Source organism: Cohnella boryungensis (assembly GCF_042651945.1).
In the GTDB taxonomy this organism is placed as follows: domain Bacteria; phylum Bacillota; class Bacilli; order Paenibacillales; family Paenibacillaceae; genus Cohnella; species Cohnella boryungensis.
The window spans coordinates 50874-68534 of the sequence record NZ_JBHSED010000016.1 but is presented as its reverse complement, the minus strand read 5'-3'; the positions used below and the strand labels follow the sequence as shown (position 1 = coordinate 68534).

General features: G+C 56.0%; 14 protein-coding genes and 1 other RNA gene. 4 read left to right on the top strand and 11 right to left on the bottom strand.

Annotation, left to right across the window (positions count from 1 at the left end; all coding sequences use genetic code 11):
- Positions 1 to 158 precede the first annotated feature (158 nt).
- The 7 genes from ssrA to ACFO1S_RS11000 all read right to left on the bottom strand — a co-directional run bounded on the left by ssrA (position 159) and on the right by ACFO1S_RS11000 (position 7491).
- Positions 159 to 524: a transfer-messenger RNA gene (gene ssrA / locus ACFO1S_RS11030) on the bottom strand.
- 163 nt (positions 525 to 687) lie between these two features.
- The gene (smpB, locus tag ACFO1S_RS11025; protein ID WP_204601866.1) at positions 688 to 1164 is read right to left on the bottom strand and encodes an SsrA-binding protein SmpB; all 477 of its coding nucleotides are present in this window, start codon (positions 1162 to 1164) and stop codon (positions 688 to 690) included.
- A 133-nt stretch (positions 1165 to 1297) separates the two neighbouring features.
- A complete protein-coding gene (locus ACFO1S_RS11020) occupies positions 1298 to 1549 on the bottom strand; it encodes a M24 family metallopeptidase (RefSeq protein ID WP_204601867.1) in 252 nt (83 codons plus the stop codon).
- 109 nt (positions 1550 to 1658) lie between these two features.
- A complete protein-coding gene (gene pyrB, locus ACFO1S_RS11015; protein ID WP_204601868.1) occupies positions 1659 to 2594 on the bottom strand; it encodes an aspartate carbamoyltransferase in 936 nt (311 codons plus the stop codon).
- A 228-nt stretch (positions 2595 to 2822) separates the two neighbouring features.
- Positions 2823 to 5756, bottom strand: coding sequence for a ribonuclease R (gene rnr, locus ACFO1S_RS11010; RefSeq protein ID WP_204601979.1), 2934 nt, complete (start codon positions 5754 to 5756; stop codon positions 2823 to 2825).
- 167 nt (positions 5757 to 5923) lie between these two features.
- Positions 5924 to 6160, bottom strand: coding sequence for a preprotein translocase subunit SecG (gene secG / locus ACFO1S_RS11005; RefSeq protein ID WP_169282509.1), 237 nt, complete (start codon positions 6158 to 6160; stop codon positions 5924 to 5926).
- 125 nt (positions 6161 to 6285) lie between these two features.
- Positions 6286 to 7491 carry a GNAT family N-acetyltransferase gene (locus tag ACFO1S_RS11000; protein WP_204601869.1) on the bottom strand — a complete coding sequence of 402 codons (1206 nt, stop codon included), beginning with the start codon at positions 7489 to 7491 and terminating at the stop codon, positions 6286 to 6288.
- A gap of 339 nt (positions 7492 to 7830) precedes the next feature.
- Here ACFO1S_RS11000 and ACFO1S_RS10995 point away from each other — a divergent pair, with 339 nt between their 5' ends.
- Positions 7831 to 10056: an AraC family transcriptional regulator gene (locus tag ACFO1S_RS10995; RefSeq protein WP_204601870.1), complete on the top strand. Its 2226-nt coding sequence runs from the start codon at positions 7831 to 7833 to the stop codon at positions 10054 to 10056.
- A 128-nt stretch (positions 10057 to 10184) separates the two neighbouring features.
- Here ACFO1S_RS10995 and ACFO1S_RS10990 read toward each other — a convergent pair whose 3' ends face one another.
- The 3 genes from ACFO1S_RS10990 to ACFO1S_RS10980 all read right to left on the bottom strand — a co-directional run bounded on the left by ACFO1S_RS10990 (position 10185) and on the right by ACFO1S_RS10980 (position 13682).
- Complete coding sequence (locus ACFO1S_RS10990; RefSeq protein WP_204601871.1) at positions 10185 to 11777, bottom strand: extracellular solute-binding protein; 1593 nt, start codon at positions 11775 to 11777, stop codon at positions 10185 to 10187.
- A gap of 76 nt (positions 11778 to 11853) precedes the next feature.
- Positions 11854 to 12747 (bottom strand): carbohydrate ABC transporter permease, encoded by an 894-nt coding sequence (locus ACFO1S_RS10985; RefSeq protein WP_204601872.1) that lies wholly within the window; start codon positions 12745 to 12747, stop codon positions 11854 to 11856.
- A gap of 11 nt (positions 12748 to 12758) precedes the next feature.
- On the bottom strand, positions 12759 to 13682 hold the full coding sequence (locus ACFO1S_RS10980) for an ABC transporter permease (RefSeq protein WP_204601873.1): 924 nt from the start codon (positions 13680 to 13682) through the stop codon (positions 12759 to 12761).
- Between the two features lie 300 nt (positions 13683 to 13982).
- Between ACFO1S_RS10980 and ACFO1S_RS10975 the strand changes: the two genes are divergently transcribed.
- Positions 13983 to 14555 carry a metal-dependent hydrolase gene (locus ACFO1S_RS10975; RefSeq protein WP_204601981.1) on the top strand — a complete coding sequence of 191 codons (573 nt, stop codon included), beginning with the start codon at positions 13983 to 13985 and terminating at the stop codon, positions 14553 to 14555.
- Between the two features lie 192 nt (positions 14556 to 14747).
- A complete protein-coding gene (locus ACFO1S_RS10970) occupies positions 14748 to 15395 on the top strand; it encodes a TetR/AcrR family transcriptional regulator (protein ID WP_378126765.1) in 648 nt (215 codons plus the stop codon).
- 86 nt (positions 15396 to 15481) lie between these two features.
- On the opposite strand, the gene ACFO1S_RS10965 is transcribed toward ACFO1S_RS10970, so the two are convergent.
- Positions 15482 to 16246, bottom strand: a complete 765-nt coding sequence (locus tag ACFO1S_RS10965; protein ID WP_204601874.1) for a sugar phosphate isomerase/epimerase family protein — start codon at positions 16244 to 16246, stop codon at positions 15482 to 15484.
- 265 nt (positions 16247 to 16511) lie between these two features.
- Between ACFO1S_RS10965 and ACFO1S_RS10960 the strand changes: the two genes are divergently transcribed.
- Positions 16512 to 17564 carry an LCP family protein gene (locus ACFO1S_RS10960; RefSeq protein ID WP_204601875.1) on the top strand — a complete coding sequence of 351 codons (1053 nt, stop codon included), beginning with the start codon at positions 16512 to 16514 and terminating at the stop codon, positions 17562 to 17564.
- Positions 17565 to 17661: the final 97 nt, after the last annotated feature.

Below are 17661 nucleotides of genomic sequence, written 5' to 3'. Positions count from 1 at the left end.
AATCGACGATGACAATCTTAGCGGTAGAATTGAATTGCGTGCTCAGACTGCTCCGCAGTCTTCCGCGCGATCGAACCCCAATGCCCTCCTTCGGACTGGGCCGACTCCCCCGTTTCTTTCCACAAAAAAACTCTGACCTCGTGCGGTCAGAGTTTTTATGGTGGAGGCGAGGGGAGTCGAACCCCTGTCCGAAGACAACGCCACATGTGCTTCTACGGGTGTAGTGACAGATTTGATGTCACCCTAGAGACTCCCTGTCACCGGATTCTCTTCGGGTCAGCCTGATTGTCTTCTTCAGCTCACCCCAGGCGGAGATGAGACAGCGTATCCCACTAAAGTTGAGCCCTTAGCCCGCCACATGGGCGATGGAAGGTAAGAGCCTGGTGACCGTTATTAGGCGGCCAGAGCCAGAGTTGGTTGTTTAGCTTTGCCGTTTAAATGGCTTCCGCGTTAGTGAAGCAGACGCAGCCCTACTACCCGCTACCCACGCTCGTCCTGTCCCCGTCGAATCCATAAACGCCCCCGAAATTCTGGGTCGCCGAGCGCCTGAGCGCTTGGAGTCCAGGAGGTCATCCCGTCAAGGATGACTAAGATCAAGCTGTATTGCAAAACTTATTATAACACGTATGGCTTGCCCTTACTCGAATTGTTGCTGCCAGAGCTGGCACATTATGCGCAAGGGGCCAATCAAGCCTTCTGCTTCTCCCGAAGGATACGCTGGATATCCCGCTGAGCGTCCCGCTTAGCATCGGATTCGCGCTTGTCGTAAAGCTTTTTCCCCTTACCGAAGCCGATCAGACACTTGGCGTAACCGTTCTTGACGTACACGCGAAGAGGTACAATCGTGTAGCCGTCGCGCTTGGTCAGGCCGAGAAGCTTGTGAATCTGCTCCTTGTGCAACAGAAGCTTGCGAGCCCGGGTCGGGTCCGTCGGATTGTGACGATTGCCCTGCTCGAAGGGACTGATATGCATATTGTGCAGAAAAATCTCACCGTTGCGGATCGTCGCGAACGAGTCGTTGAGATTCGCGCGTCCGGTGCGCAGCGATTTGATTTCCGTGCCTGTAAGCACCATTCCGGCTTCGTAGGTATCCTCAATGAAGTAATCATGGGAAGCCTTCTTGTTCTGCGCCAAAGGTTTGTCATACTGGCTCTTCTTGCCCACTTTCCTTCACCACGTTTCTATAGGATGCCCGCAATCACCGGAATTACATTATAGCACGCTGCCCGTAGCTCCTACAACATCAGCGCGTGAACTGAGCTTCGGGCAACGGGCAGTCGAGATGATCGGTTCTATTTTATAGTCGCTGCAACGCTTTCGACAGCTTCGACAGCACCCTTACCCTGCCATCAGGCTCCACGTAGAGATTATCCTCGATTCTGACGCCGCCTAGCCCGGGAATGTATATGCCCGGCTCTATCGTAAAGGAATGGCCGGGAGCGACGAGAGTCGCGCAGCCGCCATGAATGGAAGGCTCCTCATGCATCTCAAGCCCGAGCCCATGACCGACTCGATGGTTAAAAAAGACCGCCGTACCCGTGCCCCTCAATGAGCTCTTTTAGAAGAATTATCGCAGCGGCCTGACGCAGCCTGGACACAAAAAAAACAACGACGAATGCTCTCATCCGTCGTTGCCCCGTTTTCTATGCTATAGCAGCCTAATTCGCTTTCGACTCCACGATGCATTTGTCGATAAGCGCCATGCGAATGTACAAGCCGTTGACGGCTTGACGGAAGTACGCCGCGCGAGGATCCTCGTCGACCTCCTCCGCAATCTCGCCTGCGCGAGGAAGCGGATGCAGCACGATCGCGTGCTTGCTCATCCGGGACATCAGCTCGGCGTCGACGATGTATTGGCCGGAAGCCTTCTCGTACTCCTCCACCGACGGGAAACGTTCCTTCTGAATCCGCGTCTGGTACAGAACGTCAATCGAGCCCGCCACCGAATCCAGATCGTTCGTCTCCGCATAGCGGATGCCCTTCTCGTCCATGTATTTCTTCACATTATCGGGAATCCGTACGTTGTCCGGAGAGATATAGTGCACCATAACGTCCTGATAATTCGCCAAAATATAGCTGAGAGAATGAACCGTCCGGCCATAGGCCAAGTCGCCGACCATCGCGATCTGAAGACCGTCGATCTTGCCGAACTCCTTGCGGATCGTATAAGCGTCGAGCAGCGCCTGGGTCGGATGCTCGCCCGCGCCGTCGCCCGCGTTAATTACCGGGATCGATGCGACCTTCGCCGCGCGTTTGGCCGCACCGATGTCCGTATGCCGCATGACGATAATATCGCTGTAGCCGCTCACGATACGAATCGTGTCCTCCAGAGTCTCTCCCTTGATCGCCGAGGAGAATTGAGCGGCGTTCTCCGTTCCGATTACGCCGCCGCCCAGCCGATGCATCGCCGATTCGAACGACAAGCGCGTCCGCGTGCTGGCCTCGAAGAACAGCGTCGTCATGATCCGTCCCTCGTGCCGTCGATCGCCGCCTTTGGCGACGACCTTTTCCATCTCTAGAGCCGCATCGAACAGACGCTCCAGCTCGCTCTTCTCGAATTGCTTCGCTCCGAGCACATGATAATAGGGTTTCATTGATTTGCAGCCTCCCCGACATGTCCATTCACACTAAATAATATCCTATAAGAGGTCGCTCCAAAAGTCCAATGCTGATTCGCGGGTTAACCTATCTTCTATGGTGAACGACCCGACATTCGCGCCTTAAGCTGAAGAGCGATTTAGAATAGCATACGGCCGCCGCCGCAAAAGGGGAATCCGCGCAAAAAAGCCTTCCGGCATCCATCTCCGGAAGGCTCTGCAAGGTTATGGCTGTTCTTTCGGCTGCTCTTTCTTTTTCCTGCGCCTGCGCGGCTTCTGACTGCTGCCCTCAGGCTTCGGTACGGTCACCTCGGCTTGCGTGAGCGGCTTCGAGGCCCGCTTCGCTCCGCCGCGAGAGGCGCCACCGCCCCGCACGCTGCTGCTGCCGGCTCCGCCGTCACGGCCTTTGCGCTTGCCGTAGGACTTGCCGCCATCCGCTTCGTCGTCGATCGTCTTGTAATTGCCCGAGCGAGGCAGCCCCCACATGTCCACTGCGGGTCCCCGTCTTCTGCCCAAGGTCGCGCTTGAGCTTGCCTTTGTTCCCTCCGAAGGCGCAGAGCCCCCCTTGGGACGACTTGGTTTGCGCTTTGGCGCCTCCTTGGAAGACTCCCCTCGCGCACGCGCTGTTTCCTCGGCAGGCGTTGCCGTTTGATTCTGCTGATGAGCTTGAGGAGCTTGCTCCGCCGAAGCTTTCATCTGGTCTCCCCCTCTCTTCTTCGCTTTTTTCTTTTTCTTGCCGTTGCCCGAGACGACGCTGCTGTAGAAGCCCTCGTCCAGTTCAACGGGCACGGAAGCTTGCGCCGCGTTCCCGCGGTCGCCCTGCGCCTTGCCTTTGCGATCCCGACGCTCTTCGCGCCTTCCCGTACCGCCGGCTCCGCGACCGCCCCGTCCGCGCTCTTCCCCGCCAATGCCGACAAAACGGCCCGCCGCGTTCATCTTCTTGCGCTTGCGCGCCGCATTGCCCGCATTTCCGCCGATCGAGCCCCGCCCGTCGACGAAGCTCCCTCGTCCGGCTCCGCGCGGCTTCATGTTGACCATCTCGAAGTCGATCGTATGGTCGCTCATGTTCACCCGGGCCACGCGAATCTCTACCTCGTCGCCGATGCGATAGATTTTCGACGTGCGCTCGCCGATCAGCGCCATGTGCAGTTCATGGAAATGATAGTAATCGTCCGTCAGATCGCTGAGACGGATGAGACCCTCGACCGTATTCTCCAGCTCGATGAACATGCCGAAGCTGGTCACGCCGCTGATGATGCCGGTGAACTCCTCGCCGATCTTGTCCAGCATATACTCGGCCTTCTTCAGCTTCTCCGTGTCCCGCTCCGCGTCCACGGCCACGCGCTCCCGCTCGGACGATTGAAGCGCAATATCCGGCATCCGTCCATTAAGCGGTTCGAAGCGATGCTCCGGAAGAGAGCCTCCGTTCTCCAGCACCTCGCGCATCACGCGATGAATGACGAGATCGGGGTAACGGCGAATCGGAGAGGTGAAGTGCGTGTAATATTCCGCAGCCAGCCCGAAGTGGCCCAGGCTCTCGGCCTCGTACTTGGCTTGCTTCATCGAGCGCAGCATCATCGTGCTGAGCACCGTCTCCTCCTTCGTGCCCCGAATCTCCTCCAGCAGCGTCTGAAGGGCGCGCGGGTGCACCGTGTTGCCCTTGCCCCGCACCGCGTAGCCGAAGTTGCCCGCGAACTGCATGAACGTCAGCAGCTTCTCGTTGGTCGGCTCCTCGTGAATCCGGTACAGGAACGGCACCTTCAGCCAATGAAAATGCTCTGCGACGGTCTCGTTGGCCGCCAGCATGAACTCTTCAATAATCTGCTCGGCGATGGAGCGCTCGCGCTTCACGATGTCGGTCGGCTTGCCCTGCGCGTCGACGATAACCTTCGACTCCTGGAAGTCGAAATCGATTGCGCCCCGGCGCATCCGCATCGAACGCAGCCCCAAAGCCATTTCCTTCATCAGCTTGAACGTATCCACCAGCGTCGCGTAACGCGCCGTAATCTCCTCGTCCTCTTCATTGAGAATTTTACGAACATTCGTGTACGTCATCCGCTCGACCGTCTTAATGACGCTTGTGAACACGTCGTAGCGAACCCGCTTCATCGTGACCGGTTCGAACTCCATCTCGCAAGACATCGTCAGCCGGTCGACCTGCGGATTAAGCGAGCAGATTCCGTTCGACAGCCGATGCGGCAGCATCGGAATGACGCGGTCAACCAGGTAGACGCTGCAGCCCCGATTGTAGGCTTCCTCGTCCAGCTTGGATTTCTCGCGCACATAGTAGCTGACGTCCGCGATGTGAACGCCGAGCAGCAGGTTGCCGTTGGGCAGCCTCTCCACGTTCACCGCGTCATCCAGATCCTTCGCGTCTTCGCCGTCGATGGTCACGATCGTCCGGTTGCGCAGATCCCTGCGCCCCTGCTGCACGATCTCCTCCTCCGTGATCCTGTCCGGAGCGGCTTCCGCCTCGGCGATCACCTCGTCCGGAAAGCTCTCCGGCAGGCCGTGCTTGCGAATGATGCTCAGAATGTCGACGCCGGGATCGTCCTTGTGCCCCAGAATTTCGATGATTTCGCCTTCTGCGGCCGTACGGCCCTCCGGGTAGGTAAGGATGTTCGCCACAACCTTCTGTCCCGTCACCGCTCCCTTGAAATTCTCGCTCCGGATAAAAATATCCTTCGTAATCCGCTTATCGTCCGGCTCCACGAATCCGAAGCTGTCGTGATTGTGGAACAGTCCGACAACCTGCGTAACCGCCCGCTTAACGATCCGAACGATCTCGCCCTCCAGCTTGCCGTTATCGTTCTGCGCGGACACCCGCGCCAGCACGATATCGCCGTTCATCGTCCCTTTCATATCGTTCGTATGAATGTAGAGATCGGGATGCTCCTTATCCTCCGGAATGACGAACGCGAAGCCCTTCGGGTGAGTCTGGATACGTCCGCGCAGCAAATTCATCCGTTCCGGAACGCCATAGCGATCCGAACGGGTCAACAAAATTTTACCTTCCTGCTCCATCTCGGTCAGCAGCCGCAGGAACTCCTTGAATTCCACGGCGTCCTGAATATCGAAATGCTTTTCCAGTTCCTTGTAAGTCATTGGTTTATAAGCGGTTTCCCGCATGAAATCGAGCAACTCCTGCTCCGTGCACAGCGGCATCCGTATCACCTCATCCTACGTATAGTATACACACATTGCAGCCTCGGCAATCGGACGAGCCTTCCACCACGCGCGTCATTTCACGACCCGGAAAACTTAACCAATCCAGTTCGTCAAAAAAAGGCAGGAAGCTCTCGCTCCCTGCCTAATCTCAGCTCGCACTAGTTCTTCACGAAATAAGCGACCACCAAAGAAAGGATAAAGAAACCTACAGCCAATCCGATCGTCAGACGCTGCAGGAACAGGTCGATGCCGCGGGCCTTCTGCTTGCCGAACAATTGCTCTGCGCCCCCGGAGATCGCACCCGACAAGCCTGCGCTCTTCCCGCGTTGAAGCAGAACGACCGCAATCAGTCCCAGCGAGAAAATCACCAAGATAATTTTAAGTACGACGTCCATTGCTTACACCTCCCAAATCCGTCACGAAAACAGTATTTTTATTTTATCACATCGCCCATCAGGTTGACAACCTAGGGATTTCCTCGCTCTATTCCCCATTCCCTGCCACAGGCCGCCCCTGCAAGTCAGAAGAAATCGACCAGGTAAGCGGTCCGATTCGGAATTCTCCTCTCCAGCACCCTCAAGCGTTCCCCGGGGCCGGCGATCCGTCCGACGGCCGCCAGCCAAGTCGGCCTTCGGCCGCCGGCAAGCATCGCCGCAAGCCCTTGAATATCGCAAGAGATGAAGTCTTCGTCAGCCGCACGGCTCGCCGCTTCTCCCGCCTCTATTCGTTCCAGCCGCCCCTCTCCCGCCGCGCTCCAGACCAAGCGGAATTCGCCCTCGTTCCATGGCGCATGCTCGTCGGTCAGGCGCAGCAGAACCGTTTCTTCATTCTCCCGGTTCTCTGCGTCCGGCTCCCAGGCATACTCCTTCACGAAGGCTTGAGCATCCACGATCCGTGTCATGAAATAGGGAACAATCTCCTGTCTGATCCGCGGGTCGGGCAGCAGGAAAGGTAAGGAATCGTCGACCGGCGCCATCCAGGTTACCTCGCTGATCATGGAATCATGGTTAGCGACGAAGGTCCACAGGGCCGTGTAAGCCGTATCGCTGACATAGGCCATCTCGTGCAGGGTCATCAGACCGTTCGCGATCTCATAGAACACGTAACCTTCAGGCGTACGGTCCTCCCTATAATAGACGGCGAACATGCCCTCCTTCCTGAATACCCTCTCGTTCCACCAGCTTGGCGTTCGTAAGATATTGCCGTTATACCGGGAGGCGTATGCCGAATAAATGGCGTCCAGCACGGCGGTATCCCGCTCCGCCATCCGCTTGACGAAGCCGGGCGTGTCCTTGCGCGGAGGAAGCTGGCGCGTCTCGATCGTATACTTCTTGCGTTCGATGGTCATCTCATAGCCATATCGCCTGTAGAAGCCAAAGGAGAACGGATGAAGCATGCTGACCGTCTGGCCTTCCCGCTTCATCACAGTCAGCGCATGCAGCAGCAGCTTGCTGACGCAGCCCTGCCTTCTCGCTTCGGGCCAGGTCGCGACCCCTGCGACGCCGCCCATCCTGAGCAGCCGCCCCTGCAGCCACGTTTCCAGCGGGAGAATCGAGAGAGCCGACAATAGCTCTCCCCGCTCGTCGAACGCGCCCCATTCCTCCTCGGGCCGGTAAGATTTTCTCCTTAGCTCCAGCTGCTCCTCCGTCAGCCTCATCTGAAAGGCGAACTGCGACAGAGCCATTCTATCGTCATAGTCTCCCGCTCCAAGCTGTCTGATCTGCATCGGCGCCCACTCCCTTCCCTGTAGAACCTCTTCCTTCCATCATATCAAAGCCCAACGGTCGAGGAAAAGGCGCCAGCGACTCTTGTCTTGTTCGTTGTGAACAATGCGGACATTGCGCTCCTCAGTCTGTGAACGCCATTCTCCTGCGCCGGAGCGCAAGGACGGCGGGCTTTGTTGGCGGATTCACAAAAAAATTCATCTTTCGCCGCTTTGTTCACTGCCCGACCGCCGCTTAATTCACATATCCGAAATCCTTCCACTGTAACCGCTTGCAGGAGCGAGTTATACTTAATCCACATTGTTGAATTGTTCACTTCATACAGAGAGGAAGTTCATCTCATGGCGATGCGCAAATTCAGAAAAAACGGGCCGCTGTATGTCAAACTGCTGCTGGGATTGACGTTATGCATCACCTTAACCTTAATCGCGTCTTCCTCCATTTACTACTTCAGCTACACGAGCATTACGCAGAAGGAGGTCTACGAGTCCAACTTAAGCAATCTGCGCCAAACGAGCCAGACTGTAGAGGGAACGACCGAAAGCGCGCAGGCGTTATCCTTCCAGATCTACCGAAACAGCGCGGTTGCCAAGTTGCTCTATTACACCCAGCCCCATCCGTTCGACATTCAGGGCGCGATGAACGAACTCAACAGCTATCTCGCGTCCATGCCCTTCATCCAATCCATATACGTCTATAATCCGACAAGCGGCTTCTATGTCGTATCGAACAACGGTCAAGCCGGGATTTACACCGAACGCGAGCTGGCCGACCGCGACATTCTCGACGTGCTGGATCGCTTCCAGGAGTTCAAGCCCTTCACCCCGATTCCGCGAATGTACAAAGCCTCCCCTGCCGACGACAGCAGCGCGGGCGTATACACGTATTTGTGCTTCGAAGCTATCGGCAGGGAACGCAAGCTTAATTCGGCGGTGGTCGTAAACCTCTCGGCCTCCTGGGTAAATCGGCAGATTCAAGAGGAATCCTTCGGCAATCACGGCAGCACCTATATCGTGGATGACCGCGGCATGGTGTTCTCGGGGAACAATCTGGAGCCGCAGAGCTGGGAGGAGCCGGAGCGGCTTCTGCTGGAGCAATCCATCAAGAATCAGAGCAATGGCTACATTCTGGCGGACTTTAAGGGCACGAAATCGTTCATCTCCTATACCGCTCCCGACAAGCTGTCCTGGCAGTATGTTCGAATCACGCCCTACAGCACCCTCACCGAAAAAACCTATGCGATTCGCAATCTGACGCTTCGCATCGCCTTCGGCATTCTGATCGCCGGGCTGTTTTTCTCCTGGCTGCTCTCCCGCGTCATGTACGTGCCGATACACAGAATCGTCAAGCGCGTCCACGATCTCGAATCCGAGCAGCGCAATGCGAGCTATACCGTTCGGCAGAACGCCCTGCGCAAGCTGCTGAAGGTTCAAACCTTCGATGCGCAGGTTCAGCTGGAGAAGCTGCGGCGCACGGGCATCTCCTTCGATATGACCAAGGATTATCGGCTGCTCTATCTGCGGATCGACCAGCTTCCCGAGCTGAAGGAGCAGCACAGCCCGGATCTGCTCATCTACAAGTTCGCCATCCTTAACATCGCATCGGAGATTTGCTCCAAATACTATTACACGGAATCCGTAGATCTGGAGGAGGAAGGCCTGCTTCTGCTGCTTAACGCGATGGAAACCGGCGAAGCCGGCTCCGAGTGGCTGCAGCCAATGCTTAAGCAAATTCAAAGGGCAAGCCGGGAATACCTGCAGATCGGCCTGACGCTATCCATTACGCCCGTCTCGAACGATCCGTATCGACTGCATTCGCTCTTCGTCGAAGCCAAGGAAGCCTCCCGCCAACGCTTCTTCCTCGGACGAGAGGCGATTATCGAGACGGAGAAGCTGCCGCCGGTCCAGGGCGTCTTCGCCTTCCCGTCCGACAAGGAGAAGCGCATGCTCGACGCGCTTCACGCGGGCAAATCAGAGGAAGCCAAGGATATTGTCCGCGATATTTTGACGGAAACCGCCGCTTACCCGATCCAGGCCGCCGAATCCGCCGTCGCGCGTCTGAGCATGACGTTAACCCGGATGATTGCCGAGGTCGAGAGGAACGGCTCCATGCAGCTTGGCTTTGCCGCCGAACCCGACATCCTGTCCTTCGACAGCTCGATCACGCTTGAAGATGCGCTGACCGCCTTCTCCGACTTTTTCGACGAATGGAGAAGCAGAATGGTATCCAAGCGCAGCGGCAAGCAGGATGAGCTGATTCGCAAAATCAACCAGATGATCGAGACGAGATATCATGACCCTAACCTAAGTCTCAACCTGATCTCCGACGAGCTGAAAATGTCCTCCTTCCATATCAGCCGGCTGTATCGTCAGCACACGTTAACTACTATCGTCGACGCCATAAACGGCACTCGCATGAACAACGCCCAAGCGCTGCTCATTCAGAGCGACCGCTCCATCGCCGACATCGCCGAGTTGACCGGGTACACGAACAGCTCCTACTTTCATCGCATGTTCAAGAAGACCTACGGCGTGACGCCTTCCGAATTCCGCAAAGCCAGAGCCTGACGCAGCCAAACCTCATGGCTCCTCCGGTTCACTAGTTAGCTATTCGAAGCAAAAAGGGAGATGCAGGCCTGGCCTGCATCTCCCTTAACCCTTTCCTTATCCGACGACCTCGCCGCAGGGCTTGAGAATCACTGAATTCCTTTTTCCTTCAGATAGGTGAGCCATTGTTGCTTGTAGGCCTCCTGCACCTTCTCAAGCCCGGCTTGCTTGGCCTTTTCCATGAACGTTTTCACGCCGCCTTCGACGTCCTTCACTTGTCCGGCCAGCAGCGGGAACAAATACTGCTTTTCCACTTGCTCCAGAGCGGCTCTCTCCGCCTGATAAGCCGTATAGTCCTCCGCGAAGCCCGTATAGATGTCCGGCTTGGCGATTTTGTCCAGCTCGTCGAAGATCGCTTTGACGCCGTCGTAGCTCGGCTCGAACAGCATATACTCCGGGTTTCTCCAGGCCCAGCCGTTCATCGCCTCGCGCGTGAAGCCGTTGGAGTTATTGTCGCCGAGCATCTTATAGTAGCCATTCTCGACCGTGTAGTTCACGCCTTCGATGCCGTACTGCGTCAGCAGATTATAACGCTTGTCGGTGACGAGCTTCTCATAGAAGGCCAGCGCGCGCTCGGGATTCTTGCTGCTGACCGGAATGGCGAAGCCGTTGTGAATCGGGTGAACCGGCGTAGCGTAGCCCTTCGCAAGCGGGAACGGATAATAGCTGAGCTTCCAGTCGGGATGCGTGGATACCATCTTGCCGAGCGTGCTGTTGAACCGCGTCGGATTGTCTCCCAGCATCGCAGCCGCCGTGCCGGTGGCCAGCTTGTCTTGGTTGACCGTCTTTTCGTTCATCTCGTTTTTGGAAATATAGCCTTTTTCCGCCCAGCGCCTGTAGGTTCGGAGGTCCTCCAGCTGCTCCTCGGAGCCCCAGTAGGAATACACCTCTCCCGGAGTATCGTATTTGATGCCGATTCCGTAAGGCACGGGAGCGCCTATAGGACTGTGCGCGATTTCGCGGTACGTGTCGGACATCGCCGAGCGCAGGTCCGCCCCGATGGCGAGCGGCTGGATGCCGGACTCGTTCTGCTTGATCCCGTCAAGATATTGCTCGAATGTCGCCAGATCGACCGGCTTCGGCAGGTTGTACTTCTCCCTCAGATCCTCCCGCCAGACGAAGCCGTTCGTAACATACTCCTTATAAGTCGCCGGAACCGTGTAGATGTGGCCGTCGATCTTGACCGCATCCCACATCTCCTGCGGAACGAACTCCTGAAGTTTCGGCGCCGCCTTCGGCAGCAGCTCTTCAAGCGGCTGGAAAGCCCCCTTCTTGGCGTAAGACTGGTACTGCGTCCATTCGGCCGTGAAGATCAAATCCACGGCTTGACCCGTGGACAAGAGCAGCTTATACTTCTGCTCCCAGTCCGTCCATGTCGTATAGTTGAATTTGACCGTCGCATTCAGTTCGGCCTCGGCCATTTTGTTGATCTCGGCCTCTACCTTGGACAGATCCTTGGGGGCATCCCCCAGCATGTAAAATTGCAGCGTGACCTTCTTCGAGGTATCGATCCCCGCCGGAGTCTCCGAGGCTGCAGGACTCGACTGCGAGGCCGATGCCGAAGGCGACGGCGAAGACGAGGCTTGCTCTTCTTTGCCTCCTCCGCTACAAGCCGCCAGAATCGCTGCAAATAACGAAAGCGTCAATAACAACCCTAACCCTTTTATTGACTTGATGCCCATGTGAATCCTCCCTTTTTTCGCTTTACTTGCTCTATGTCAGCCGTACGCGGGGCCCCACGCACGGAGCTAACCCGAATCAGCCCTTCACCGCGCCAATGGTCAATCCTTTGACAAAATAGCGCTGCACGAACGGATACAACAGCAGAATCGGACCCGTCACCACGATGGACATCGCCATCTTCATCGATTCGCTGGGCACGTCCTCCGATAGCGTTATTCCCGCGCCGGCTCCGAAGGACGTCAGGAACGCCGAGGTGTTGATAATATTGTACAGGTAATATTGCAGCTGGAACTTGTTCTGATCGTTAATGAACAACGAGGAGCTGAACCAATCATTCCAATACTGCAGCGCCAGAAACAACCCTACTGTCGCAATGCCCGGAAGCGCGAGCTGCAGCACAATTCGATAGTAGATCTTGAAATCGTTCGCACCGTCGATCTTCGCCGACTCGATAACCTCGTCTGGAATGACCGACTTCATGAAGCTTCTCATCAGAATGATCAGGAAGGGCGTCATCAATCCTGGGAAGATCAGGGCGTAATACGTGTCCGCCAGCTTCAAATACTTCGTGATCAGGATGTACCAGGGCACGAGTCCGCCCCCGAACAAAGTCGTGAAGTAGATGAAGAATGCGAAGAAATTGCGGTATTTGAAGTCCTTGCGCTGCAGGACGTAACCCGCCATTGTCATGAAGAACAAGCCCAGCGCGGTCCCGACGACGGTCGTCAGGATGGTCACGCCGTAGGCTCTGAGCAGCTCGTCCGGGACGCGGAAGATCAGCTTGTAGCCTTCCATTGAGAAGTGCTTCGGAAACAATTGATAGCCCTCTCTGAGAATCGATTCATTGCTTGAGAGCGATCCCGACAGGATGAACAGAAACGGCAGCAAGCAAAGGACACTTCCCAGGACGACTACGACGATGGCGATCAAGCGGAATAATCCGGCATACCGGTCGTCTTTAATCTGCATCTCTATCCCCCCTAGAACAACGCGTAATCAGGATTCAGCTTGCGAATAATCGAATTGACCACGACGATCAGCATAAATCCGAAGATCGACTGGTAGACCCCGGCGGCAGTGGCCATGCCGAAATCGAAGGTTACCCGGAGCGAGCGATAGACGTACGTATCCAGAATATCCGTCGTGTTGTACAGCAGTCCGTTATTGCCGATCATCTGATAGAACAGGTCGAATTGCCCCTTCATAATGCTGCCGAGCGAGAACAGCAGCAGAATGACGAACGTCGTCTTCAGCATAGGCAGCGTAATGTGCCGGGCCCTCTGGTAGGCGCTCGCGCCGTCGATTTTCGCCGCTTCGTAATATTCGTCGCTGATCCCCGTAATCGCCGCCAGGTAGATCACCATGCTGTAACCGAAATTTTTCCACAGATAGAATATCGTAATCAGGAAAATCCAGGCGACCGGCTTGCTATACATATCAACCGGCTCCATGCCCAGCGATTTCAGGATGGAGTTCAATACCCCTTGCTCGTAGTTGAACATGTTAAAAACAATTACGCTCAAGATGACGAAGGAAACGAAGTAGGGCAGGAACAGAATGGATTGCGTCGCCTTCTTGAACCATTTGCCCCTGATCTCATTCAGCAAGATTGCGACTGCGATGGAGAGAATGTTCCCGAGCCCGATGAACGCCAGGTTATAGCCGAGCGTGTTCAGCGTTAGACTGACCAGCTTGCCCGACTTCCATAGAAACTCGAAATTTTTCAGTCCGACGAACGGCGACTGGAACATACTGCTGTTAAAGTCGAATTGGACGAAAGCATAATAGATGCCCAGCATCGGAGAATAATTGTTAATTAGAAAAAACAGAACGGTCGGCAGCAGCATCAGGAATAAGATTCGGTTGGTAACCAGCTCGTGCACAATGCCTCTCTTCTTTGTCATTGCCTTTGTTCCCCCTCGGTCGGTATTTAATCATCCGGCGCACCGCGACCTGATTCCACTATAGAAGCGGGCGGAACCGCAAGGTAGTGCAAATATCGGAATTCGCTGAACAAATCGGCTTTTCTCGCCGTGAACGATTCTGACTTTCATGTACTTCACTGAGCTCGCAGCTGCCAATCGCCCGTTTTGCAAGGCTTTTTCCTGCGTATTGATTTATTGTTGACAGACAAAATAACCAATGGTTATAATATGACCAAAGGTTACTAACCAATGGTCATTAACATGGAAAAGAGGGATATGATGTTTGCAGGACATTTTGGATTAGCGGCGGCAATCCGGCCTAAAGCGCCCGAGGTACCGTTGTGGACGCTCATGCTGAGCACCCAATTGCTCGACGTGGCTTTCGTCCCCTTGTTCTTGACGGGCGTCGAAACCATTGACGATCGTCACGGGTCCGGCTACGGAGATGCCATCATTCATGCCGACTACACCCATTCGCTGCTTGGAGCGCTGCTCCTTTCCTTGCTTGCGCTGTGGCTGGGCAGGCGGTTGTGGGGGCGGCGGGCGGGCTGGATCGTAGGCGGCGTCGCGTTCAGCCATTGGCTGCTGGATCTTGTCGTGCATCGGGCGGATATGCCCTTCCTGCCCGGCAATCTGGGCAATCTGCCCTTGCTGGGGCTCGGAGTCTGGAAATACGAAGGCGTCGCGATCGGTCTGGAGATTGCCCTGCTGGCTGCGGGACTGATCCTGTATGCGCGCTCCATTCCGAAGGCCGCGACTCCGCGGACGAAGAAGGCTGCCTACCTGTCGACCGCCGCGCTTGGCCTGTCGCTCGCTTTTGCGCTTGTTATGGATACCACAAGCTTGTTTTAAGCGAATTGAACTACCCCCATAACGTCAGGAGGGATACCGATGAGCTTTATCGTAATCCTTATCTTGTTCGCCGGAGCATGCGGTTGGCTGGATGCCCGATGGATCAAGGCGGAAGAACGGCGGCCGGCGAACCGCGCAAATTGACGAGGAGATAACCTTTGGTTACAATGTGGGCATTAAGAGAGCGGAGGAATGGCCAACTTGGTGTCCAGACAGGAACAACGTTCGGAAGAGACGAAGGCGAGCATTCTGAGAGCTGCCGGGCTGCTCTTCTCCATGAAGGGCTACGATGCCGTCACGATGAGAGAAATCGCGAAGGAAGCCGGCTGCTCGCATACGACCATCTATATTTACTTCAAGGACAAGGAAGCCTTGCTTCAGCAATTGTCGCTGCCGCCGCTTCAATCGCTATCGGACAGAGTGAATCAGCTGACTGCCCAGAACGAAGAGCAGGCTAAGATCCTGGAGGATCTTAGCCTAGCCTTCATCGATTTCTGCTTCACCCATCGCAATCTATATCAACTGTTCTTTAACGTCAAAGCCGGAAGAGTAGACGAGCCGGCCCCCGAGATGGAAATCAACCGAACCCGCAATGAGCTGTTCGGTCAGTTATCGACAACTGTTCAAGGCGCTCTGCGGTTAGACGCCCAGGACCGCCGGCTGTTATCCTGCTCACGGATTTATTTTTTTATGCTGCATGGCATTATTTCTACGTATGCCCATTCCGAAGAGACGGCCGAAGAGCTGCTGGCGAGACTGACGCCGACCTTCCGCTCGGCCTTTCGCGCCACGCTGAGAGGCTTGGCGGAAGCGATCTCCAACGACTCTATAGAGCTCTAGCCATGAGGCTATTTAGGACAAGAAGAGGGTGCTCCGGCCATCACATTGGCTTGCGGAGCACCCTCTTCTTGTCCATGCGTCGAGCGTTAGACCCAGCCGCGCTCCTTGAACCAGGCAAAGTTCAGCTTCGCGCTCTCCAGCGAGGATACGTCGTAGCGCTCCTGCTCGATAATGACATATTCCACACCCGTCGATTCGCAGGCGGCCAGAGCGGAGTCCCAGTCGACCGAGCCCTTGCCGATCTCCGTATCGGTGCCGTCTTCCTTGAAATCCTTCGCATGAACGACAGGCACCCGTCCGGCATATTTACGCACGTAGGCCGCAGGATCTTGCCCCCCGACTTTAACCCAGCCCAGATCGAATTCCGCGAACAGCAGCTCGGCAGGCACACGTTCGAGAATATGGTCGATCACCAGCTTGCCTTCAACCGATTTGAACTCGAACGCGTGGTTGTGATAACCGAACGCAAGACCGGCCTCCGTTACGATTCTGGCCGCTTGCTCCAGCGTGTCCGCCATCTTGTAGACGTCGTCCAGCGTCGGGCTTTCGGCGAGCGGATACGCCGGCACGATAAATCTCTTCAGTCCCAGCTCCAGGCTATATTCCACTTGCTGCTTCAGATTGTCCCAGATTGCGGCATCGTTCACCGTCAGACCCACGTGAGCGGAAGGCGCGTTCAGCCCGGCAGCTTCCAGCGCTTGGCGAACCTCCTTCGCGGAGTGCCCGTAATATCCCGCCAGCTCTACGTTCCGATAACCGATCTCTCCGATTTCCCGAATCGTGCCGAGGAAGTCGTTCGCGCTGCGATCGCGCACGGAATATAACTGAATTCCTACTTGCGGTTTGCTCATTTCAATTCCACCATCCTAAGGTTTGGTCTGAACCGCGCGGGTGCCCGCATGGCCTATTGTCGGTTGCTAGTTCCTATTATAGGCCTAAGTATGCGTTCTCACGAGTGAAGTTTTTGTTCTCTTTGTATGCAATTTGGAGTCCGCCATCCGGTTAACTTCCCTCTATCCCGACAGCTCTCGCGATTTTTTTCGTTTATGGAACAACTTTCCACCCCTTTCCTTCGTATTAAGGTTGACGGATATAAGGAAGGGAAGGAATTACGGGATGGATCAATCCACAGAACCGACGCAACTCCCCGGCAGAGCCGCCGCCAAAAAGCGGATGAGCAAAAAAAAGATCGTGCTGTACAGCGCTCTGGGCGTCTTTTCGGTTGTCGCCCTTCTGGCAGGGTATCTCGTTTATCTCTTTTACGACTTCGCAGGGAAAATCTACGTTGACCCTCGCGACCAGCAGCCTACTGCGGTTGCGACCCCGACTGACGGCACCGTCCCCACGATGGCGCCCTTGATCGAGCCGCCCGAATGGAACGGAGACGAGCGGATCAACATCTTGCTTATGGGCGGGGACTCGCGCGGCGTCAAAAGCACCGTTAAGCCCCGCTCCGATACGATGATCGTCGTCTCGATCGATCCTGTCGCCAAGAGCACGCATCTGCTCTCTCTTCTGCGCGACACCTACGTGGAAATTCCCCAGCGCGGCTCCAACCGGCTCAATGCCGCGATCACGATGGGCGGTCCGTTGCTTGCGATGGAGACGGTGCACCAGTGGATCGATATGCCGATCCATTATTACGTCTACACCGATTTCGAAGGGTTCATCTCCCTGATCGACGAGCTTGGCGGCATCGAATTCGAGGTGGACAAGAACATGCGGAACACCGACAACCGGGACGATCCTCGGTACAATATCAAGCTGGAGAAGGGCCTGCAGCATCTCGACGGTCTGACCGCCCTGCAATACGTACGCTATCGGGGCGACGCCATGTCCGACTTCTCCAGGTCGGAACGGCAGCGGAAGTTTCTAACCGCCATCGCCGACAAGCTCCAGTCGACCACGGGCCTGCTTAAGCTGCCGCAGCTCCTTAACGGCATTGCCCCGTATATCGAAACCAATATCCCGCCAGGGGATCTCCTTAAGCTGGCGAGGCTTGGGCTGAAGCTCAATACGAGCTCTCTCGCGAGCATCCAGCTTCCGCAGATGAACGCCTTCAGGAACGCGAGAATCCGTGACATGGATGTTCTCGTGCCGGACACGGGGAAGGTCAGGAGCTACGTGAAGGAACAGCTTGCCGGGTCACCCGCGCCCCAATCGGAATAGTTGCCGGCTCCGATATGATGGCTAGCGCTCGAAAAGGCCTGTCCAAGTCTGTTGCAGACAATTGGGCAGGCCTTTTCTTTGCCTCTCGGCGGACTTA